The organism is Pseudomonas sp. PF05 (assembly GCF_056521845.1).
Genome location: NZ_JBWLPW010000002.1, coordinates 290783 through 311375, shown reverse-complemented (window position 1 = coordinate 311375; position 20593 = coordinate 290783). Strand labels below are relative to the sequence as shown.

The 20593-nt window shown below is 60.7% G+C and carries 17 protein-coding genes; 7 read left to right on the top strand and 10 right to left on the bottom strand.

Annotated features, from left to right (window positions below):
• The first annotated feature begins 128 nt into the window (after positions 1–128).
• From AC09SL_RS06380 to AC09SL_RS06365, 4 genes are all read left to right on the top strand, one after another.
• Positions 129–470 carry a hypothetical protein gene (locus AC09SL_RS06380; RefSeq protein WP_058545834.1) on the top strand — a complete coding sequence of 114 codons (342 nt, stop codon included), beginning with the start codon at positions 129–131 and terminating at the stop codon, positions 468–470.
• 47 nt (positions 471–517) lie between these two features.
• On the top strand, positions 518–1666 hold the full coding sequence (locus tag AC09SL_RS06375) for a PQQ-dependent sugar dehydrogenase (protein ID WP_058545835.1): 1149 nt from the start codon (positions 518–520) through the stop codon (positions 1664–1666).
• Between the two features lie 313 nt (positions 1667–1979).
• On the top strand, positions 1980–2987 hold the full coding sequence (gene ilvA / locus AC09SL_RS06370; RefSeq protein ID WP_081264408.1) for a threonine ammonia-lyase, biosynthetic: 1008 nt from the start codon (positions 1980–1982) through the stop codon (positions 2985–2987).
• A 384-nt stretch (positions 2988–3371) separates the two neighbouring features.
• Positions 3372–3653, top strand: coding sequence for a DUF1652 domain-containing protein (locus AC09SL_RS06365; RefSeq protein ID WP_058545836.1), 282 nt, complete (start codon positions 3372–3374; stop codon positions 3651–3653).
• Positions 3654–3731: 78 nt separating this feature from the next.
• Here AC09SL_RS06365 and AC09SL_RS06360 read toward each other — a convergent pair whose 3' ends face one another.
• The 10 genes from AC09SL_RS06360 to AC09SL_RS06315 all read right to left on the bottom strand — a co-directional run bounded on the left by AC09SL_RS06360 (position 3732) and on the right by AC09SL_RS06315 (position 15421).
• Positions 3732–4670 carry a carbohydrate kinase family protein gene (locus AC09SL_RS06360; RefSeq protein ID WP_058545837.1) on the bottom strand — a complete coding sequence of 313 codons (939 nt, stop codon included), beginning with the start codon at positions 4668–4670 and terminating at the stop codon, positions 3732–3734.
• A 12-nt stretch (positions 4671–4682) separates the two neighbouring features.
• Positions 4683–6170 (bottom strand): xylulokinase, encoded by a 1488-nt coding sequence (xylB, locus tag AC09SL_RS06355; protein WP_058545838.1) that lies wholly within the window; start codon positions 6168–6170, stop codon positions 4683–4685.
• A 275-nt stretch (positions 6171–6445) separates the two neighbouring features.
• On the bottom strand, positions 6446–7927 hold the full coding sequence (locus tag AC09SL_RS06350) for a mannitol dehydrogenase family protein (RefSeq protein WP_058545839.1): 1482 nt from the start codon (positions 7925–7927) through the stop codon (positions 6446–6448).
• 15 nt (positions 7928–7942) lie between these two features.
• A complete protein-coding gene (locus tag AC09SL_RS06345) occupies positions 7943–9046 on the bottom strand; it encodes an ABC transporter ATP-binding protein (protein WP_058545840.1) in 1104 nt (367 codons plus the stop codon).
• A gap of 108 nt (positions 9047–9154) precedes the next feature.
• Positions 9155–9985, bottom strand: a complete 831-nt coding sequence (locus AC09SL_RS06340; RefSeq protein WP_064106816.1) for a carbohydrate ABC transporter permease — start codon at positions 9983–9985, stop codon at positions 9155–9157.
• 10 nt (positions 9986–9995) lie between these two features.
• On the bottom strand, positions 9996–10928 hold the full coding sequence (locus tag AC09SL_RS06335) for a carbohydrate ABC transporter permease (RefSeq protein WP_058545841.1): 933 nt from the start codon (positions 10926–10928) through the stop codon (positions 9996–9998).
• Positions 10929–11091: 163 nt separating this feature from the next.
• Positions 11092–12402, bottom strand: a complete 1311-nt coding sequence (locus tag AC09SL_RS06330) for an ABC transporter substrate-binding protein (RefSeq protein ID WP_064106817.1) — start codon at positions 12400–12402, stop codon at positions 11092–11094.
• Between the two features lie 301 nt (positions 12403–12703).
• Positions 12704–13609 carry an AraC family transcriptional regulator gene (locus AC09SL_RS06325; RefSeq protein ID WP_058545842.1) on the bottom strand — a complete coding sequence of 302 codons (906 nt, stop codon included), beginning with the start codon at positions 13607–13609 and terminating at the stop codon, positions 12704–12706.
• A 70-nt stretch (positions 13610–13679) separates the two neighbouring features.
• Positions 13680–14972 carry a glycosyltransferase gene (locus tag AC09SL_RS06320; RefSeq protein WP_058545843.1) on the bottom strand — a complete coding sequence of 431 codons (1293 nt, stop codon included), beginning with the start codon at positions 14970–14972 and terminating at the stop codon, positions 13680–13682.
• Between the two features lie 77 nt (positions 14973–15049).
• Positions 15050–15421, bottom strand: coding sequence for a response regulator (locus AC09SL_RS06315; RefSeq protein ID WP_058545844.1), 372 nt, complete (start codon positions 15419–15421; stop codon positions 15050–15052).
• Positions 15422–15706: 285 nt separating this feature from the next.
• Between AC09SL_RS06315 and AC09SL_RS06310 the strand changes: the two genes are divergently transcribed.
• From AC09SL_RS06310 to AC09SL_RS06300, 3 genes are read left to right on the top strand one after another with little or no spacing between them, the layout of a single operon-like run.
• Positions 15707–19189 carry a response regulator gene (locus AC09SL_RS06310; protein WP_058545845.1) on the top strand — a complete coding sequence of 1161 codons (3483 nt, stop codon included), beginning with the start codon at positions 15707–15709 and terminating at the stop codon, positions 19187–19189.
• Positions 19189–20004: a CheR family methyltransferase gene (locus tag AC09SL_RS06305; protein WP_058545846.1), complete on the top strand. Its 816-nt coding sequence runs from the start codon at positions 19189–19191 to the stop codon at positions 20002–20004. The genes AC09SL_RS06310 and AC09SL_RS06305 overlap by 1 nt, the downstream gene beginning before the upstream one ends.
• Entirely contained in the window at positions 20001–20588 is a 588-nt protein-coding gene (locus tag AC09SL_RS06300) for a chemotaxis protein CheB (RefSeq protein WP_058545847.1), read from the top strand. The genes AC09SL_RS06305 and AC09SL_RS06300 overlap by 4 nt, the downstream gene beginning before the upstream one ends.
• Positions 20589–20593: the final 5 nt, after the last annotated feature.

The window sequence follows — 20593 nt, the reverse complement described above, 5'->3', positions numbered from 1 at the left end:
GCGAACAAGCCCGCTTGCACATTGTCTCGCAGACGTTTCGTTACATCTTCACCCGGACATTTCGCTTAACAAGGGCGAACCTGCGGCGTAGCGTGCTTTCGATATGCCTGAACTCAAGAGGTGTCCGAATGAACAGGCTGATAGTTGCCATCATGACGCTATTGCTGACCGCTGCCGCCCACGCCGCCATGCCGGGCGCAGATCCCGTGGTTCTGGCCCAGAATCTTCCGGGCAACAACAATCCCTACAACAGCCCGACGCGGCGGGCCAATCCCAACAGCATGCAGGGCACGCGGTCCAATGTGCCGACGATTCATGACAACCCGACGGTGCCGGTACCGCGCCCACCGACCCTGGAAAACGGCGGCATCGGCAACGGCTACCCCCGGTCCGGCCAGCCATCGGGTTCGCCGCGCCCCACCATCGAGTCTCCTACGCCACCCAGGAGTACCCAAAATGGCAGCCGCTAGGTACCGGAGGCCGTCGCCCGCTTTTCACACCACAGAAGGAATTGTGCATGTCGCTTAAAACACTCCTGGCCGTATGTTGCGCCAGTGCTGCCCTGACTCTCACCATGCCGGCTGCTGCCGCGCCAACCCAGTCATTCAAGAGCGAGGAGGGCACCCTGGAAGTGACCACCGTGGCCAAGGGGCTGGAGCACCCTTGGTCTGTTGCATTCCTGCCTGGCCAGGAGGGCATGCTGGTGACGGAGCGACCGGGCAACCTGCGCGTGGTCAGCGCCGATGGTCAATTGTCAGCGCCTTTGAGTGGCGTGCCTGTGGTATGGGCCAAGGGCCAGGGCGGCCTGCTGGACGTGGTGCTGTCGCCTGACTTCAAGCAGGACCGTACCGTCTACCTGTCTTATGCCGAGGCGGGCCCAGACGGCAAGGCCGGCACCGCCGTGGGGCGCGGGCAACTGTCCGAAGACCTCAGGAGCCTGAAGGACTTCGACGTGATCTTTCGCCAACAGCCCAAGCTGTCCACGGGCAACCACTTCGGCTCGCGCCTGGTCTTCGACCGCGACGGCTATCTGTTCATTACCTTGGGGGAAAACAACGAGCGGCCCACCGCCCAAGACCTGGACAAGCTGCAAGGCAAGGTCGTGCGCATCTACCCCGACGGCAAGGTGCCCGACGACAATCCCTTCGTCGGCCAGAAGAACGTCCGTCCCGAGATATGGTCCTACGGCATGCGCAACCCCCAAGGTGCGGCCCTCAACCCGTGGAATGGCACGTTGTGGGAGAACGAACACGGCCCAAGGGGCGGTGATGAACTGAACATCATCGAGCGCGGCAAGAACTACGGCTGGCCACTGGCGACCCATGGCATCAACTACTCCGGCGCCCCGATTCCCGAAGCCCAGGGCAAGACCGTCGAAGGCACCCTTGGCCCACACCACGTCTGGCAGGTGTCACCGGGGCTCAGCGGCATGGCGTTCTACGACCATGATCGCTTCAAGGCCTGGCGGCGCAATGTGTTCATTGGCGCGCTGGTACCCGGGGAACTGATCCGCCTGCAACTGCAGGGCGACAAGGTCGTCCACGAAGAGCGTTTGCTGGGTGAGCTCAAGGCGCGAGTCCGGGATGTTCGCCAGGGCCCGGACGGATACCTGTATGTGCTGACGGATGAGGACGACGGGGCGTTGTACAAAGTCGGACTTAAATGACACAACGCCCTGAGCTGTGTAGGAGCTGTCGAGCGCAGCGAGGCTGCGATCTTTCCCCGGACACTTGAATCCCAAGCGAAAGATCAAAAGATCAAAAGATCGCAAGCCTCGCCAGCTCCTACCTATTTGCCATTGACTTGCCACCAACGCGCCGCTAACTTCCAACCATGACTTCGACCGTACTGCGCAGCCAGCCAAGCATTATTACCGCCATTCCTTATTTGGCGGGTTAGCTGACGGCTGCACCCAACCCGCCCTGGAGGCGGGTTTTTTCTTTCTGTCTCCTGGGCTCCGCCCGAACCAGGAGATCGCCATGACCGTTACCCGCACCGAGCAAGCCCTGCTTGAGCACTACGTTAAGAAGATTCTCGCCGCGCCAGTCTATGAACTGGCCGTGCGCACGCCGCTGCAAGCGGCTCCCGCACTGTCCGAGGCCTTGGGTAACCGGATCCTGCTCAAGCGCGAAGACCTGCAACCGACTTTTTCCTTCAAGATCCGCGGTGCCTACAACAAACTCGTGCAACTGACTCCGCAGCAGCGCGCCCGTGGCGTCATTACCGCGTCTGCCGGCAATCATGCCCAGGGCGTTGCGCTGGCGGCACGGGAATTGGGTATTTCGGCGAGCATCGTCATGCCCGTGACCACCCCCCAATTGAAGGTGCTGGGCGTACGCAACCGCGGCGCCGAAGCGCTGCTGCACGGGGAAAGCTTTCCGTTTGCCCTGGCACATGCGTTGGAACTGGCCAAGCAGACCGGGCGGGAGTTCGTCTCGCCTTTCGATGACCCCGACGTGATCGCCGGGCAGGGCACCGTTGCCATGGAAATCCTGCGCCAGCACCCCGGCCAGCTGGATGCGATTTTCGTCCCGGTCGGCGGCGGTGGGCTGATCGCCGGGATCGCGGCCTACGTCAAGTACCTGCGCCCGGAGGTACGCATCATTGGCGTCGAGTCGCAGCACTCGGCCTGTCTGCAAGCGGCGCTGGAAGCCGGTGAGCGGGTGACTTTGCCAGAGGTGGGAACCTTCGCCGATGGCGTGGCCGTTGCACAGATCGGCGCCCATGGCCTCGATATCTGCCGTTTCTGTGTCGATGAGGTGATGACCGTGAGCAACGATCAACTGTGCGCCGCGATCAAGGACATCTATGACGACACCCGTTCCATCACCGAGCCATCAGGCGCGCTGGCGGTGGCAGGCATCAAGCAGTACGTGGCGCACACAGGTATGCGAGGCCAGACCCTGGTGGCGATCGATTCCGGTGCGAACATCAATTTCGACAGTTTGGGCCATGTGGCGGAGCGTGCGGCGGTCGGCGTGATTTGAGTTTTTACGCCAGGTCACACTTTTTTCGAACCAGGCGACGGATGCCCGCTTGCATCGCCGCATTCGGGACTACTCTAGGGTGCGAACAGGACTGAAGCGATTGCAGTTTGCATGGAAAAAGTAGCGTTTCCTTGCATTTTGCACGAGGTCTCTGGCGCAGGAAAAAGCTAAGCACTTGATTCAGATCAATCCGCAAGGTCGTCAATACAGGCATGCTTCTTGCGGGATGATGCAAGAGTTCGCCTAACGAACTCGTTGACTGAAAACGCTGCAAAGAACGAACGAACGGCACGGTATTCGTAGTCCCAGTCCGCAGGGAAGAAAACGGACGAAAATACCGCCGACGTGAACATAAGTTGGCCGCCTCAACAGGAGAGAGTCGCCATGTTTTTATCTGCCCTCGAAATGCGAAACATCATTGAAAGCAGCTTGCTGCCCAAGCGCTCGCAATGCACCTTGTCACCTGAGCTTAAGATGACGGTCAAGATTTACGACGATCACCAAACCGATCGCGTGGCCTTGGTCAAGACCGATATTGATGCCAATAAACTCATCGGTTGCCGGGCCATCAACGACCTGATCGCCGAGTTGCGTACCGAGCTCGATCACAACCCTGCCGCTGGCAATCACTTTCATCAGCAACACCACCGGATGACCGGGCGCTGATGACGGCCTTGTTGTAAGCCTGACGCTCGGGTCCGGTCATGTCCGAACCCGGCGTCCAGTTTTTTTGCGATATGTCATTCAGTCCAGTTGTTGCCTGTAGGGCAGGTCTGGCCCGGTTTTGCCGCAAGTCAGGGCGGCGGCACGAATGGCAAACTCAAGCATTGTGCTGATCTGTTCCCGGGTCAGGGTGTGCAAGCCCTCGACCGAATCCAATCGTTGTTCAGTCAGCCATGCAATCAGCGCGGCCTGGAACGTGTCGCCTGCACCTACGGTATCGGCGATCTTCACCGGACAGGACGGCAGCGACCATGAGCCGTGTTGGCGACTGAAGACCGTAGCGCCCTCGCCACCACGGGTCAGGAAGACCAATTGGCAGCGGTTCCCCAGCCAACCTCCGATGATGGCCTCCGGCTCCTTCCCGGGGTAGAGCAGCTCCAGGTCTTCGTCACTGACCTTGATCAGGTCGGCATATTGCACCAGCGTCGCAATCCGTGAGCGCCACAGTTCGATATCCGGCTGCGGGTTGAGCCGCACGTTGGGGTCGAGGCTGATCAGGCGCCGGCCGCTTTCGCGTTGCATCAGGGCCAGGAGGGTGTCGGCGATGGGCTGGACCACCAGCGAGAACGAGCCGAAATGCAAGCCGCGCACTTCGGGGCTCAGGCCTGGTATATGGGCCAGGGTCAGTTGTCGGTCCGCACAGCCTTCGCCGCGAAAACTGTAGTGGGGCGAACCATTGGCGCCTACGGCAACCATCGCCAGGGTGGTCGGTGCGTCGAATTCCACCAGGTATTGGGCGCTGACCCCTTCATTGAACAGCACCTGCTGCAAGCGTCGGCCCAGATAGTCGGTGGACAGGCCGGTAAACAGCGCCGATTCAACACCCAGGCGACGCAGCCCCACGGCCACGTTGAACGGTGAACCACCAGCGATGGCCTTGTAGTTCACCTGCGAGGCCGGGCCATCGGTCTCGTTTTCACTGAAAAAATCAAACAGCGCTTCACCACACACCAAATACATAGTTGCCCGCTCTCAAAGGGTTGCGACGTGTTGTCGATAACGTTCATAAGCCTGCTGCGACGCCGCGACATGCGCGGCGATTGGCTGGGTTTCGCTGGTCGGGTCGAGCTTGACGCAGCGCTCGCACAGCTCGGCCAAGCCTGTCTGCGAACCGGAGTGGCACCATGCCGCCTGGATCGCCGCACCCAGTGCGGCCGCTTCGCTTTGTTCGGTGCAAATAACCGTGGTGTCCATGGTGTCGGCAACGATCTGCCGCCATACCGCGCTTTTCGAACCGCCGCCGATCAGGCGAATGCTCTGGGCCTGGAGCCCGTTGGCCCGCAGCAAGTCCAGGCCGTAGCGCAAACCGAAGGTCGTGCCTTCGACCACGGCCCGGCACAGGTTGGCCCGGGTCAGGTTGGTGGTGGTCAGGCCCAGCAGGCTGCCGGTGGCATGGGGCAGGGCGGGCACACGCTCGCCGTTGAGGAACGGCAGCATGCACACACCCTCGGCGCCAATCGGAGCCTGGGCTACCAGGGTGTTGAACGTGTCGATGTCCAGCGCCAGCAACTCGCGAATCGCCCCGGTGGCGTTGGTCAGGTTCATGGTGCAGATCAGCGGCAGCCAGCCACCGCTGGAGGAGCAGAACGTCGCCACGGACGGTTGTGGACTGACCACCGGTTCGGCGGCATAGGCGTAGACCGTACCGGAGGAACCGAGGCTCATGGTGATCACGCCGGGCTGGATATTGCCGGTGCCGATGGCGCCCATCATGTTGTCGCCGCCACCACTTGCCACCACGGCGTCGGGGTTGATGCCCAGGTGCGCAGCAATGGCCGGCAGGAGGCGTCCGACCGGCTGATGGGCCTCGATCAGTTCCGGCAGTGCCGCTTGCAAGCGTGCGCTGGGGTCGATGTGTTGTAACAGTTGCATGTCCCATTGGCGGGTGCGTACGTTGAAATAGCCGGTTCCCGAGGCGTCGCCGTATTCGCTGCAATGGCGGCCGGTGAGCCAGTAGTTGAGGAAGTCATGGGGCAGCAGGACGCTGGCGATGCGTTCGAAAACCTCGGGGTGCTGCTCCCGTGTCCAGAGCAACTTGGAAACCGTGTAGCCCGGCGCGATCACCACGCCGAGGCGTTCGAGGCTGCCGTCTTCACCGCCCAGGTACGTCAGGAGCCGATCGTTTTCCGGCGTTGTCTCGGTGTCGCACCACAGCTTGGCCGGGCGCAGCACCTGGCCTTGGTCGTCGAGCAACACCAGGCCGTGTTGCTGGCCGGAAACGCCGATGCCGAGGATCGCCTGGCCATCGACCCCGGCGGTTGCCAAGGCCTGGTGAGTCGCCAGGGTGAATGCATCGAGCCATTGCTGGGTGTCTTGTTCGCGGCATCCGTTGGGGCCGCTGATCATGGAATGCGCCGCGGCACCCTGGCCGAGGACCTGGCCACTGGTCGCGTCCAGGATCAGTGCCTTGGTGCCTTGGGTGCCGCAGTCGATGCCCAGGAACAGTTGTTGGTTTGCCATGGAAATCCTCGGATCAAAGAACAGAACATGGAACCTGTGGCTGGAGATTGCTCCCGCCGGGCTCTGTAGGCGCTGGAGAAGCCTGCGATCTTTTGATCTTTTGATCTTTTGATCTTTTGATCTTTCGCTTGGGATTCAAGTGTCTGGGGAGAGATCGCAGCCTCGTTGCACTCGACAGCTCCTACACAGCTCCTACGCAGCTCCTACACGGCGCCTATACAGTTTTTGGGGCAGTGTGAGCTTGCCCCTTGCCACAAGAGTGGATCGTGTCGAGCTTAATTCACGTCAGCCAGTACCCGCTCAAGCGTTCGCGTTACCCCGTGCTCGCGCAGGCTATTGCAGCACCATTCGAATGCTGCCACGAACTCCGGCGAGCGGGGAATGGCGGTGCCAAAGATTTCTTCCACCTCCAGCACCCGCTGGGTCACCAGCGCATCATCGGCCACCAGTGCCTGGCAGAACGCTGCCCGTGGGTCCGGGATTGAATACGTCACGCCGTTCTCGTCCACACCCTTCAGGTACACGGCCCAGGCGGCTACCACCAGCGCCGCGCGGCGGGTTTCGCTACCGTCGGCAATCAAGCGGTTAATGGTCGGCACAGTGAATTTTGGAAACTTCGACGAGCCGTCCGAACAGACCCGCTCCAACTGGTCGGCAATCGCTTGGTTGGAAAAACGCTCCACCAGGGTGTTCTTGTAGTCGGTCAGGTCGATGCCCGGCACTGGCGCCAGTTGCGGCGTCACGTCCAGGTCCATGTAGGCGCGCATGTAACGCACGAACAGCGGATCGTTCATGGTCTCGTGGACGAAGCGATAACCCTTGAGAAAGCCCAGGTAGGTCAACGCCAGGTGGCTGCCGTTGAGCAGCTTGATTTTCATCTCTTCATAGGGTGTGACGTCATCGGTGAATTGCACGCCGACCTTTTCCCAGGCCGGGCGACCGTTGACGAACTTGTCTTCCAGGACCCATTGCACGAACGGTTCGCAGACCACCGGCCAGGCGTCGTCGATGCCATGTTCGTCATGCAGTTGCAGGCGATGGGCCACGCTGGTCATGGGCGTGATGCGATCGACCATGGCATTGGGGAAACTGACGTTGCGGTCGATCCACTGCCCCAGCTCCGCGTCGCGCAACGCGGCGAAGGCCAGTAATGCCTTGCGGGTCACGGCGCCGTTGTGAGGCAGGTTATCGCAGGACATCAAGGTGAACGCCGGGGTGCCGGCCGCGCGGCGCTTGGCCAGGGCGGCGCAGAGGAAGCCGAAGACGGTTTTCGGCGCGTCAGGATGGGCCAGGTCGTGCTGGATCTGCGGCAGGTGGGCCATGAACTCGCCGTTGCTGTCGTCGATGCAATAGCCACCTTCGGTAATTGTCAGCGAAACGATGCGGATCTGCGGATCGGCCAGCTTGTCGATCAGCGCCTGGGCGCCATCTTCAGCCAGCAACATGTCATTGATCGCGCCGATCACGCGCACTTCGGTGTCATCGGTGTCGCCCAGTTCGTACAGGGTGAACAGGTAGTCCTGGCCGGCCAGGTCATCCCGGGCACGGCGATCTTCGGCTCGCAGGCCCACGCCACAGATGGCCCAGTCCAGGTCGGTGCCGGTATTCATCAGCGCATCGGTGTAGTAGGCCTGGTGCGCCCGGTGGAAGCCGCCGACGCCGATGTGGGCGATGCCCTGGCGGATGTCACCCAAAGGGTAGGCGGGCAGGGCGACGCCAGGGTTGAGGTTGTGCAGGTTTTGTCGGTTGAGTTTCATCGCAGGTCTCGGCAATCAGGCGGCGGCGCGCAGCGCGCGGGTCACCGCAACGCCCTCGGCATCGAATAAATGGCAGTGTTCAGCGTCCAGGTGCAAGCTCAGTTGCTCGCCGAAACGGCTCGCCAGGTCGCCGCGCACGCGCATGGTCAAGGCTTCGCCGGATGCCGTGACGACGTGACAGAAGGTGTCGCTGCCCAGCCGCTCGCTGACGTCGGCGGTGACTTGCAGGGTGCAATCACCCGGTTGCGCCAGGTTCAGGTGTTCCGGGCGAATCCCCACGGTCACCGCGCCGCCGACGCTCAGGCTGGCACCGCTCAAGGGCAGGCTGATACGCGTGCCGGCGTCCAGAAGGACTTCACAGCCCTGGCTGTCCAGGCCGGTGACCTTGCCTTTGAGAAAGCCCATCTTCGGCGTGCCGAGGAACCCGGCGACAAACAGGTTGGCCGGCTGGTGATACAACTCCAGCGGCGAGCCGACCTGCTCGATGCGCCCGCTGTTGAGCACCACCACCTTGTCGGCCAGGGTCATGGCTTCGACCTGGTCGTGGGTCACGTAGATCATGGTCGCCTGCAATTCTTTGTGCAGGCGTGCCAGTTCCAGGCGCATCTGCACCCGCAGGGCGGCGTCGAGGTTGGACAGCGGTTCGTCGAACAGGAAGATTTTCGGGTTGCGCACGATGGCCCGGCCGATCGCCACCCGTTGGCGCTGGCCACCGGACAGTTGCTTGGGCTTGCGCTCGAGCATCGGCCCCAGTTCGAGGATGCGCGCGGCTTCGTTGACCTTCTTCTCGACCTCGGCCTTGGGCACACCGGCCAGGTCAAGGGCGAAGGACATGTTCTTGCGTACGCTCATGTGCGGGTACAAGGCGTAGGTCTGGAACACCATCGCCAGGTCGCGCTTGGCCGGGCTGACTTCGGTGATGTCCCGGCCGTCCAGTTCGATGGTGCCCTCGCTGACCTCTTCAAGGCCGGCGATCAGCCGCAGCAGCGTGGACTTGCCACAGCCCGACGGGCCGACGAAGACCACGAACTCGCGGTCGTTCACCTCAAGGTCGATGCCCTTGATGATGGAGAAGCCTTCGAAGCCCTTTTGCAGATTCTTTATTTTCAGGTTGGCCATGATGATGGGCCTCCACTTGTTATTTATTCAGTTGGCTGGGAAAGATCGCAGCCTCGTTGCACTCGACAGCTCCTACAGGGATTGGGTAGGAGCTGGCGAATTGGCGGTTCATTTCACCGCGCCGAAGGACAAACCGCGCACCAGCTGTTTCTGGCTGATCCAGCCAAAGATCAGGATCGGCGCGCAGGCCAGGGTCGAGACGGCCGACAATTTGGCCCAGAACAAACCTTCCGGGCTGGAGTAAGAGGCGATCAACGCCGTCAGTGGCGCGGCTTTGGAGGAGGTGAGATTCAGCGACCAGAAGGCCTCGTTCCAGCACAGGATCAGCGACAGCAGCACGGTGGACGCCAGGCCGCCCTTGGCAATCGGCAGCAGCACGCGGACCATTTCCTGCCAGAGCGTGGCGCCATCCAGGCGTGCGGCTTCGAGGATGTCGCGAGGGATGTCCTTGAAGTAGGTGTAAATCATCCAGACCACGATGGGCAGGTTGATCAAGGTGTAGATGATGATCAACGCGGTGCGCGTGTCCAGCAGGCCAAACTGCTTGGCCAGCAGGTAGATCGGCATCAGCACGCCCACTGGCGGCAGCATCTTGGTGGAGAGCATCCACAACAACGTGCCTTTGGTGCGCTGGGTTTCATAAAACGCCATGGAGTAGGCCGCCGGCACCGCGATCAGCAGGCACAGGGCGGTGGCGCTGAAGGAAATCACCACCGAGTTCCAGGCGAAGCTGAAGTAGTTGCTGCGCTCGTTGATGTGCAGGTAGTTCTCCAGCGTGGGCGCGAAGATGAACTGCGGTGGCGTGGCGAACGCGTCGATTTCGGTCTTGAAGCTGGTCAGCACCATCCAGAAGATCGGGAAGAAGATCAGGATCGCGATGGCCCAGGCCAACGTGCCCAGCAGCAGGCTCTGCAGGCGACGGGATTGTTGAAGAGTCATGGCGACGGCCTCAATGCTTGTCGGTGAGGTTTTTGCCGATCATCCGGACCAGGATGATGGCGGCGATGTTGGCAATGACCACGGCGATCAGGCCACCGGCCGAAGCCATGCCGACGTCGAACTGCACCAGTGCCTGGTTGTAGATCAGGTAGGCAAGGTTGGTGGAGGCGTAGCCGGGGCCACCGTTGGTGGTGGTGAAGATCTCGGCGAACACCGACAACAGGAAGATGGTCTCGATCATCAGCACCACGGCAATCGGGCGGGCCAGGTGCGGCAGGGTCAGGTGCCAGAAGATCGCGATCGGCCCGGCACCGTCCAGGCGGGCGGCTTCTTTCTGTTCCTGGTCCAGCGACTGCATGGCGGTCATCAGGATCAGGATCGCGAACGGCAGCCATTGCCAACTCACGATGATGATGATCGACAGCAGCGGGTAATGCGCTAGCCAGTCCACTGGCTGGGCGCCGAACAGTTTCCATACCGAGGCGAGGATGCCCGAGACCGGGTGGAAGATCAGGTTCTTCCAGATCAGCGCGCCGACGGTGGGCATGATGAAGAACGGCGAGATCAGCAGGACACGGACGATGCCGCGACCGAAAAACTCACTGGCCTCCAGCAGCGCGCTGATCAACACCCCCAGCACGATACTGATCAGCAGCACGCTGCCCACCAGCAACAGGGTATTGGTGGCGCCGGGTATGAACCCCGAATCGGTCAGGAAATAGGTGAAGTTCTCCAGCCCGACGAATTGGTTTTCGCCGGGGTAGAGCAGGTTGTAGCGGATCAGCGAGAAGTAGACGGTCATGCCCAGCGGCACGATCATCCACAGCAGCAACAAGGCCACCGAAGGACTGACCAGGAACCAACCGGGGTTCGCCAGGCGGATCTTGCGTGCCGGCGGGGCAATCTCGACGGGGGCTTTGGCAGTTGTTGTTGAGCTATTCATGAGTGCTTACTCTTATGCGACGCATTCCCTGTGGCGAGGGAGCTTGCTCCCGCTGGACCGCGCAGCGGGCCCATGCCGATAGGCAATCCTCTCGATCGCCAGGGCGGGCTTCGCCCGCCAGCGGGAGCAAGCTCCCTCGCCACAAATGGATATTTACAAGCCTTTACTTGGGATACCCAGCGCGTTTCATCTCGCGTTCGGTGGTGGACTGCGCGGCGGTCAACGCCTGGTCCACGGTTTGCTGGCCGGTCAGCGCGCCCGAAAAGAACTTGCCCACCTGGGTGCCGATGGCCTGGAACTCGGGAATGGTCACCAACTGGATGCCGATGTAGGGCACAGGCTTGAGGGTAGGTGATTTCGGGTCGGCGACTTTCAACGACTCCAGCGTCACCTTGGCAAATGGCGCGGCCTTCATGTACTCATCGCTGTAGGTCGAGGCACGGGTGCCTGGCGGTACGTTGGCAATGCCGTCGGTCTTGGCGACCAGTTGGCTGTATTCCTTGGACGTCGCCCAGGTGGTAAAGACCGTGGCCGCTTCCTTGGCTTTGGAGCTGGTCGGGATGGCCAGCGACCACGAGTACATCCACGAAGTGCCTTTGTCGGTTTTTTCGTGGGGGGCGAAGGTGAATCCAACGTGATCGGCCACCTTGCTCTGGGTCTTGTCGGTGACGAACGAACCGGCAACGCTGGCATCCACCCAGATCGCGCATTTACCGCTGTTGAACAGCGCCAGGTTTTCGTTGAAGCCGTTGCTGGATGCGCCCGGCGGGCCGGATTTCTTCATGTTGTCGACGTAGAAATTGAGTGCCTCTTTCCACTCGGGCCCATTGAATTGCGGCTGCCATTTTTCATCGAACCAGCGCGCGCCATAACCGTTGGCCAAGGTGGTGATGAGCGCCATGTTCTCGCCCCAACCGGCCTTGCCCCGCAGGCACAGGCCATATTGTTCCTTGGATTTGTCGGTGAGTTTTTCGGCGAACTCACCGATCTGGGTCCAGGTCGGGTGTTCGGGCATCGTCAGCCCGGCGTCCTTGAACAGGTCGGTGCGGTAATAGGTGATCGAGCTTTCGGCATAGAACGGCAGGGCGTACAGCGAGCCTTTGACTGACAAGCCATCGCGCACGGAAGGGAAGACGTCGTCCAGGTCGTAGGAAGCTGGCAGGTCTTTCATCGGCTCCAGCCAGCCCTTGGCACCCCAGAGTGCAGCTTCGTACATGCCAATGGTCAGCACGTCGAACTGACCGCCTTGGGTGGCGATGTCGGTGGTCAGGCGCTGGCGCAGGACGTTTTCTTCGAGCACCACCCAGTTGAGCTTGATGTCCGGGTGCTCGGCCTCGAAGGTTTTCGAGAGCTTTTGCATGCGGATCATGTCGCTGTTGTTGACGGTGGCAATGGTGAGGGTCTGTGCGCCGAAACTGACGCTGCTGAGGGTCATGCAGGTGGAGACAAGCAGAGCTTTTACCGAAGGTTTCATCGCGCACTCCTTTTCCGCGCCCAGAAGGCTGCAGAAGGACAGTTATTGTTTTTGTGTCTTCCGGATGAAGGGAAGAATGTGCGCTGATTACAGCCCTCAATGGACGGCATGACAAATCATCCGTCGCACTTGTGCTGATACTTTTTTGCACTGGATAGGAGTTGTGGCGATGGAAGTTATCTGTGGGAGCAAGGCTTGCCCGCGATGCAGGCGTCTCGGTTCCCCAAGAGACCGCGTCATCTTCATCGCGGGCAAGCCTTGCTCCCACATTGAATCCCGTCACAGAAATGATTCGAGATTCTCAGCCCTGGTTCTGCTCGGTCAACCGTTGCACCGCCAGCCGCCGGTAGTGGGAAGGGGTCATGCCCTTGAGCTGCTGGAAACGCCGGTTGAAATTGGAGATGTTGTTGAAACCGGATTCAAAGCACACGTCTGTCACCGGTTTGTCGCCGTCGGCCAGCAACTCGCAGGATTTGCTGATGCGCAGGCGATTGACGAATTCAATGAAGCAGCGGCCAGTGGCCTGCTTGAACACGCGGCTGAAATAGGTGGGTTTCATGCCCAGGTGCTCGGCCACTTCTTCCAGGGACAGTTCCCGGGCGTAATGGGCGAAGATGTAGTCCACCGCGCGGTTGGTGCGGTCGATGCTGTGTTCGTCCGCCGCTTGCGGCGCGGTCGCGCCGGAAAGCAGTTGATAGTCGTCCGTGGCGGCCAGCAGCTCCATCAGGATGAAAAAATGCCCCAGGCGGCTCATGCCCTGGGAATCGGCGATACGCTGCATCAGGATCATGGCTTGGCGAATGGTGCGCTTGCAGCGGAATTCGATGCCGTACTGGGCGCGTTCGAGCAGCGGGGCGACCGTCTTGAGTTCGGCGAATACCTGGTGACCGCTTTCGAACAGCTCGTCGGTGAAGTTCACCAGCATGTCGCGCTTGGGCACCACTTCGTCCTCGGCCACCTGGCTGATCCAGTTGTGGGGCAAGTTGGGGCCGGTGAGGAACAGCGACTGGGGATAGAAGTTGCCGATGTAGTCGCCAATGAACACCTTGCCGGAACTGGCGACGATCAAGTGCAGTTCGTATTCCTTGTGGAAATGCCAGCGCACCAGCGGGCAGGGAAAGCCGTGCTGACGGTAGATGATGGACAACCCGTTATGGTCGTCCATCAACTCGTAGGAGGGGTCAGTGATTCTGGCTGTTCGGGTCATGGGCCTGGCGCTTTTATTGTTATCGCCGTTGGATAATGCCCCCTTCGCCAGGCAGGTGCCACTCTGACGTCTAAGCGTTGCGGTTTTTTTCTTCGATCCACTGGGACATGTATTGGGTGCTTTTGTGCTGGTGGTGACGCAGCATGCTGCCGGTGAAATTGTCCCGGCGCCGTTGTGCCAGGTCCGCCCGGCAAGCGTTGATGCTGTCGATCAGCGCCGGGCCGTGCACCTGTTGACGGTAGCGGTTCGCCAGTAAAGCGAGGCCTGCATCCTGGGCCTGGGTCCAGCGCGCCTGGTCGTTGTACAACTGCACTGCCGCGCTGGCGATGCCTTCGGCACTCTGGGCAATCGCGCCGGGCCAGGGCATGTCGCCGTGCATGGCTTCGGCCCCCACGGGTGTGGTGACGTTGGGGGTGCCGCAGAGCATGGCATCGATCAGCTTGCCCTTGATGCCAGCGCCGAAACGCAGCGGCGCCAGGCAGATGCGTGCCGCCGACATCACCTGCAAGGCGTCCTCGGCCCAGTTCATGATATGAAAGCCCTGGGCCGGGTTGTGCAGCGCGGCGGCCTTGGGCGGGGTGTAGGCGCCGTACAGGTGCAGCTGCGCGCCGGGCAATTGTTGGCGGATCAGTGGCCAGATGGCGTTTTTCATCCAGAGCACGGCGTCCCAGTTCGGCGCGTGGCGAAAGTTGCCGATGCTCAGGAAATGCGCCCGGTCTTCGAACGGCACCGACTGTTCGTCGGGCAGGTCCAGCATCAACGGGCACCAGTGCAACAGGTTGCGGGGCAACTTGAAGTGTTCCACCAACAGTTCGATTTCAACCTCGGACACCATCAGGTTGAGGTCGCAGCGATACAGTGCCGCGATTTCCCGCTTGGCCAGGTCGGTGTCGGCCATCCGCTGGAACTCCTCGCCCAGGGGCGGGGCGAAGAGGTCGCTGAAATCCTGGCAAGACTCATCGCGCTTCAGGCGGTCCTTCAAGCGCTGATGCCGGGCGTGGCGCAGGCTCTGCAAATCTGACGTCTCCAGTACCCGCAGGGCGCCGGGGCAGTGCTTCTCGACCCGCCAGCCGAACTGTTCTTCCATCATGAATTGGTCAAACAGCACGATGTCCGGCGCAAGCGTGCTGATGAAGGCGTCGAAGCTGCTGTTATTGAGTTCGATCGGCACTTCACGGATACCCAGCGCGAGCAGGTCGGCACGCTGCTCGCCGGGACCCGCCGGACTGCTGAAGGTGATGTCCCAGCCTTGCCCGAGGAACGTCTCCAGTATCTGCATGACGTGCCCGCTGGCAGCCGACGAGCGCGGCTCGGGCCAGACATAGCCGATAACCAGGACCTTGGTGGCGCAGGGGGAATGCATGAGCAGGGAGTTCCTCGAAGCGAATCAGGCGCCGTCGGCGCGCGGGGCGCCGATAGTGACCAAGAATCGGCCGGGGCTCAAGCAAGAATGCGTTTGACCTTGTCCCGTAATTGATCGATGGAGAAGGGCTTGCCAATCACCGACATGCCGTCAGGCACATCGATGCTTTCGGCATAACCGCTGGCAAACAGCACAGGCAGCTGTGGCCGCACGGCCCGGGCCTGTTTCGCCAATTCGCGCCCGTCCATGACCGGCAGGCCGACGTCGGTCATCATCAGTGCGATGGGCTGCGCGTCGTTGCGCAAAAATGCCAGCGCCTGCTCACAACCGTCCGCCTCCAGGACCCGGTATTCCAACTCCTCCAGTACGTCGACGATCAACATCCGCACGATGTCATCGTCTTCGACGACCAGGATGGTGGACGGGGTGGCGGGAGGGGGGGTGGACATAGTAGACATTCTCGAAGAAGGGAACGGGAGGGCGGCTCGAAAAAAAAGCCTCTTTCATGAGTCTCTTTCATGAGCCTCTTTTATGAGTAAGCTGCGAGGCGGCACAAGTTCCCAAGGTTGTACAAGAAAGGATCTATAGTACAAGAGCTGACAAGGATAGTCGCTTCCTTGCTATAAGGTAGATCGTCGCGGGACTTGCGCCTTTGACTCGTCAGATAATGTGGATCCAAGTACCGTTTTTCGGGCAAACTCCACGGTTTTCAACTGTCCACCAAGGCCCTTTCCATGATTCCTTCGTCTTCGGTCGACGAGCAAAGTTTTCGCAAGCTTCTGAGCCGCAATATCAGCCTGCCGCTGGGCATAGGCGCCCTCAGCGCGGCGTTTTTCATCATCCTTATCACGTACCTGCTGTCGGTGTTCCAATGGGTCGGGCATACCGACCGGGTGATCAATAATGCCAACGAAGCGTTCAAGCTGAGCGTGGATCTGGAAACCGGCATGCGTGGCTTTCTCTTGAGCGGTGACGAGCATTTCCTCGACCCCTATGAAGTCGCCAAGCCCAGGATTGCCGTTGTGCTGGACACACTGTTGGAATTGACAGCCGACAACCCCGTCCAGACCGACCGTCTGCACAAGATACAAGCACTCCAGGCCGAGTGGGCCAATTACGCCCAGGACATGATCGACCTGCAACGCACCAGCGGCGATTACCGGGGAGCGTTGAAGGCCGGGCGCGGCAAGCGCCTGACCGACGAGATTCGCCAGTCTTTCGAAGACATTGTCGCGACCGAGCAGCAACTGCGTGCGGCGCGCAATGAGGAGGTGCGTACCACCACGATCTGGAGTATCGCCCTGTACCTGCTGTTCGTTGCCGCAGTCAGTGGGTTGCTGGCCTACGTCGGCCGCCGGGATCTGTTGAGCCTGTCCGAGAGCTACAGCGCCAGCTTGAAAGTCCAGCAACGCAGCGCCTTGCACCTGGAGAAGCAGGCCTGGTTACGCAATGGCCAGACACTGCTGGCCGAGCAGGTCCTGGGGCAGTTGTCGCTGAACCTGTTGGGCCGCAACATCCTGCAGTTCTGTGCCAAGTACCTGGGCGTCGCTGTCGCTGCGCTTTATGCGCGCGAAGAAAATGGAGTCCTCAGGCGCGTTGCCACCTACGGTCTGTCCCGGGAGGACGAAGAGCAACAGCAGGTGATCGTTGCCGGCGAAGGCATCGCCGGCCAGGCCGTGCAGCAGGGGCGCCTCATCCGCCTGGACGACGTGCCGGACGATTACCTGAAAGTCAGCTCCGGATTGGGGCAAGGTCTGCCCAATAGCGTGCTGGTGGCACCCACCAGTGACGATGACCGGATCAACGGTGTCATCGAGCTCGGTTTCTTGCGGCCATTGACCGAGCGCGACATCGAGCTGCTGGAGCTGATTTCCGGCAATATCGGCACCTCCATCGAAGCCGCCCGTTATCGCCAACGCCTGCAGGAAGTGCTGGCCGAAACCCAGCAGTTGAACGAAGAACTGCAAGTGCAGCAGGAAGAGCTCAAGACCGCCAACGAGGAACTGGAGGAGCAGTCGCGCATCCTCAAGGAGTCCCAGGCCCACCTGGAAGCCCAGCAGCAGGAACTGGAGCAGACCAACGAGCAATTGGCCGAACAGCGCGACGCCATGGACCACAAGAACAGCGAGCTGAACCTGGCCCAGATCCAACTGCAGGAGCGCGCCGAAGAACTGCAGCGTTCGAGCAAGTACAAATCCGAGTTCCTGGCCAACATGTCCCACGAGCTTCGTACACCGCTCAACAGCTCGCTGATTTTGTCCAAGCTGCTGGCGGAAAACCCGCAGCAGAATCTCAGCGAGGAGCAGGTCAAGTTTGCCGAGTCGATCTACTCCGCCGGCAACGACCTGTTGAACCTGATCAACGATATTCTCGACATCTCCAAGGTCGAGGCCGGAAAGCTGGAAGTACGCCCGGAAAACACCAGCGTGCAGCGTCTGGTGGAAGGACTGCGGGCCATGTTCGAGCCGTTGGCAGCCGACAAGGGCCTGGGTTTCGAGGTCCAGCTGTTGCCTGATGCGCCGGCAATGCTCTACACCGACCGCCAGCGCCTGGAGCAGGTGATCAAGAACCTGTTGTCCAATGCCGTGAAGTTCACCGAGCAAGGCACCGTCAGCCTGTCGGTGGCCGGGCAGCCGGGCTCGGGCATCGCGTTCATGGTGCGCGACTCCGGGATCGGCATCGCCGCCGATCAGCAGCAGAGCATCTTCGAAGCGTTCCGCCAGGCCGATGGCACGACCAACCGTCGTTATGGCGGTACCGGCCTGGGGTTGTCGATTTCCCGGGACCTGGCCACGTTGCTGGGCGGCTCGATCTCCGTTTCCAGCGAGCCGGGGAAGGGCAGCGTATTTACGCTGGTATTACCTGAACGTTACGTCGAGCCTGGAGACTCGCCGATGGAACCGATGACGTTCACCCCGACGGCCACCGCGCCAGCGCCGGCTGCGTCAAAAGTCGCATCGGCGCCGCTGATCGCTGAAGTGGATACGCCGATTGCCCGATTTGCCGACGACCGCGACAAGGCGCCGTTCGACACCCGATGCATCCTGGTGATCGAAGACGAGCCCAAGTTCGCCCGGATCCTGTTCGACCTGGCCCATGAGCTCGGTTACGGGTGCCTGGTGGCCCACGGTGCCGATGAAGGCTTCGACCTGGCATTGCAACTGGCGCCCGACGCGATCCTGCTGGACATGCGCCTGCCGGACCACTCCGGGCTGACCGTGTTGCAGCGGCTCAAGGAGCGGGCCGAAACCCGGCACATCCCGGTGCACGTGATTTCCGTCGAAGACCGCGTCGAAGCGGCCATGCACATGGGGGCCATCGGCTATGCCGTCAAGCCGACCACCCGCGAAGAACTCAAGGATGTATTCGCTCGCCTGGAAGCCAAGCTGACCCAGAAGGTCAAGCGGGTGCTGCTGGTGGAGGACGATGACCTGCAGCGCGACAGCATTACCCGCCTGATCGGCGACGATGACATCGAGATCACCGCCGTTGGCCTGGCCCAGCAAGCCCTGGACCTGCTGCGGACCAACGTCTACGACTGCATGATCATCGACCTCAAGTTGCCGGACATGCTTGGCAATGACCTGCTCAAGCGCATGTCCAGCGAAGACATCTGTTCCTTCCCGCCGGTGATCGTCTACACCGGGCGCAACCTGACCCGCGACGAAGAGGTCGAACTGCGCAAGTATTCACGCTCGATCATCATCAAGGGCGCCCGCTCGCCAGAGCGCCTGCTGGATGAAGTGACACTCTTTCTGCACAAAGTCGAATCCCGGTTGTCCCATGAACGGCAGCGGATGCTCAAGACCGCCCGCAGCCGCGACAAAGTGTTTGAAGGCCGCAAGGTGCTGCTGGTGGATGACGATGTGCGCAACATCTTTGCCCTGACCAGTGCCTTGGAGGCGAAGGGGGCGATCGTTGTCATCGGCCGTAACGGCCTGGAGGCGATCGATCGCCTGAACGAATTCGACGACATCGACCTGGTGCTGATGGATGTCATGATGCCGGAGATGGACGGTTTCGAAGCCACCGCGCTGATCCGCAAGGACCCGCGCTGGCGCAAGCTGCCCATCATTGCCGTGACGGCCAAGGCGATGAAGGATGATCAGGAACGCTGCCTGGCGGCCGGTTCCAACGACTACCTGGCCAAGCCGATCGATCTGGATCGTCTGTTCTCGCTGATTCGCGTGTGGTTGCCGAATATGGAAAGAATTTAGTGGAACGAGACACTGACATTGAAATTCGTCTGTTGATCGAAGCGATCTACCTCAAGTACAGCTACGATTTTCGCGATTATTCCGGTGCGTCCATCAAGCGCCGGGTCCACCATGCGCTGAGTCAGTTCGAGTGCAGGACCATTTCGGCACTGCAGGAGCGCGTGCTGCACGACCCGGGAGCGTTCATGCAGTTGCTGCAATTTCTGACGATTCCCGTCAGCGAGATGTTTCGCGACCCCTCGCATTTCCTGGCAATCCGCGAAGAAATCGTGCCGCTGCTCAGGACGTATCCTTCGATCAAGATCTGGATCGCCGGTTGCAGCACGGGGGAAGAGGTTTATTCCATGGCGATTCTGCTGCGCGAAGAAGGCCTGCTGGACCGTACCTTCATCTATGCTACCGATATCAATCCGCACTCGTTGGATAAAGCCAAACAGGGGATTTTTTCCCTGGAAAACGTGCGCGCCTATACCCAGAACTACCAGAATGCCGGAGGCCGGCGCTCGTTTGCCGATTACTATACCGCCGCCTACGATTATGCGATGTTCGACAAAACCCTGTGCGAGAACGTGACCTTTGCCGATCACAGCCTGGCGACCGACAGTGTCTTTTCAGAAACTCAGTTGATTTCCTGTCGTAACGTATTGATATATTTCAATAAGAAACTACAAGATCGTGCATTTGGACTGTTTCATGAGTCCCTTTGTCACCGTGGTTTCCTGGTACTGGGCAGTAAGGAAACGTTGGATTTCTCGGCTTACGGCCATCGATTCGAGCCGTTGGTCAAACAGGAACGGATCTATCGCAAGTTATGAACCAGACGAAGGACAGATCCAACCCGCCCATCGAAGCCATTGTCGTCGGTGCGTCGGCCGGTGGTGTCGACGCGCTGCTCAGGGTGTTCGGACACCTGCGCAGAGGCTTTGGCGTGCCGATCCTGGTGGTATTGCATTTGCCGGATGAGCGCGACAGTCAACTGGCCCACGTATTCGGACATCGTCTGGCGGTGCCGGTGGAGGAAGCCCGGGACAAGCAAGACATCATGCCGGGAACCTTGTATGTCGCCACGCCTGGCTATCACTTGTCGGTCGAAGCTGACCGTAGCCTGTCGTTGAGCCTGGAAGAGCCGGTGCATCACTCGCGGCCGTCCATCGATGTGTTGTTTGAATCGGCCGCCGATGTCTACGGCCAGAAATTGCTGGCCGTGGTGCTGACCGGCGCCAACAATGATGGCGCCTGGGGCTTGGCCAAGGTCAGGGCGGCGGGAGGAATCACGGTGGTCCAGGACCCCGATGAGGCCCAGGTCTCGACCATGCCCGAAGCGGCGCTGGCCCTTCACGACCCCGACCATATCCTTACTTTGCAAGGCATCGGCCAATTGCTGGCCGGGCTGGAATGAACTAC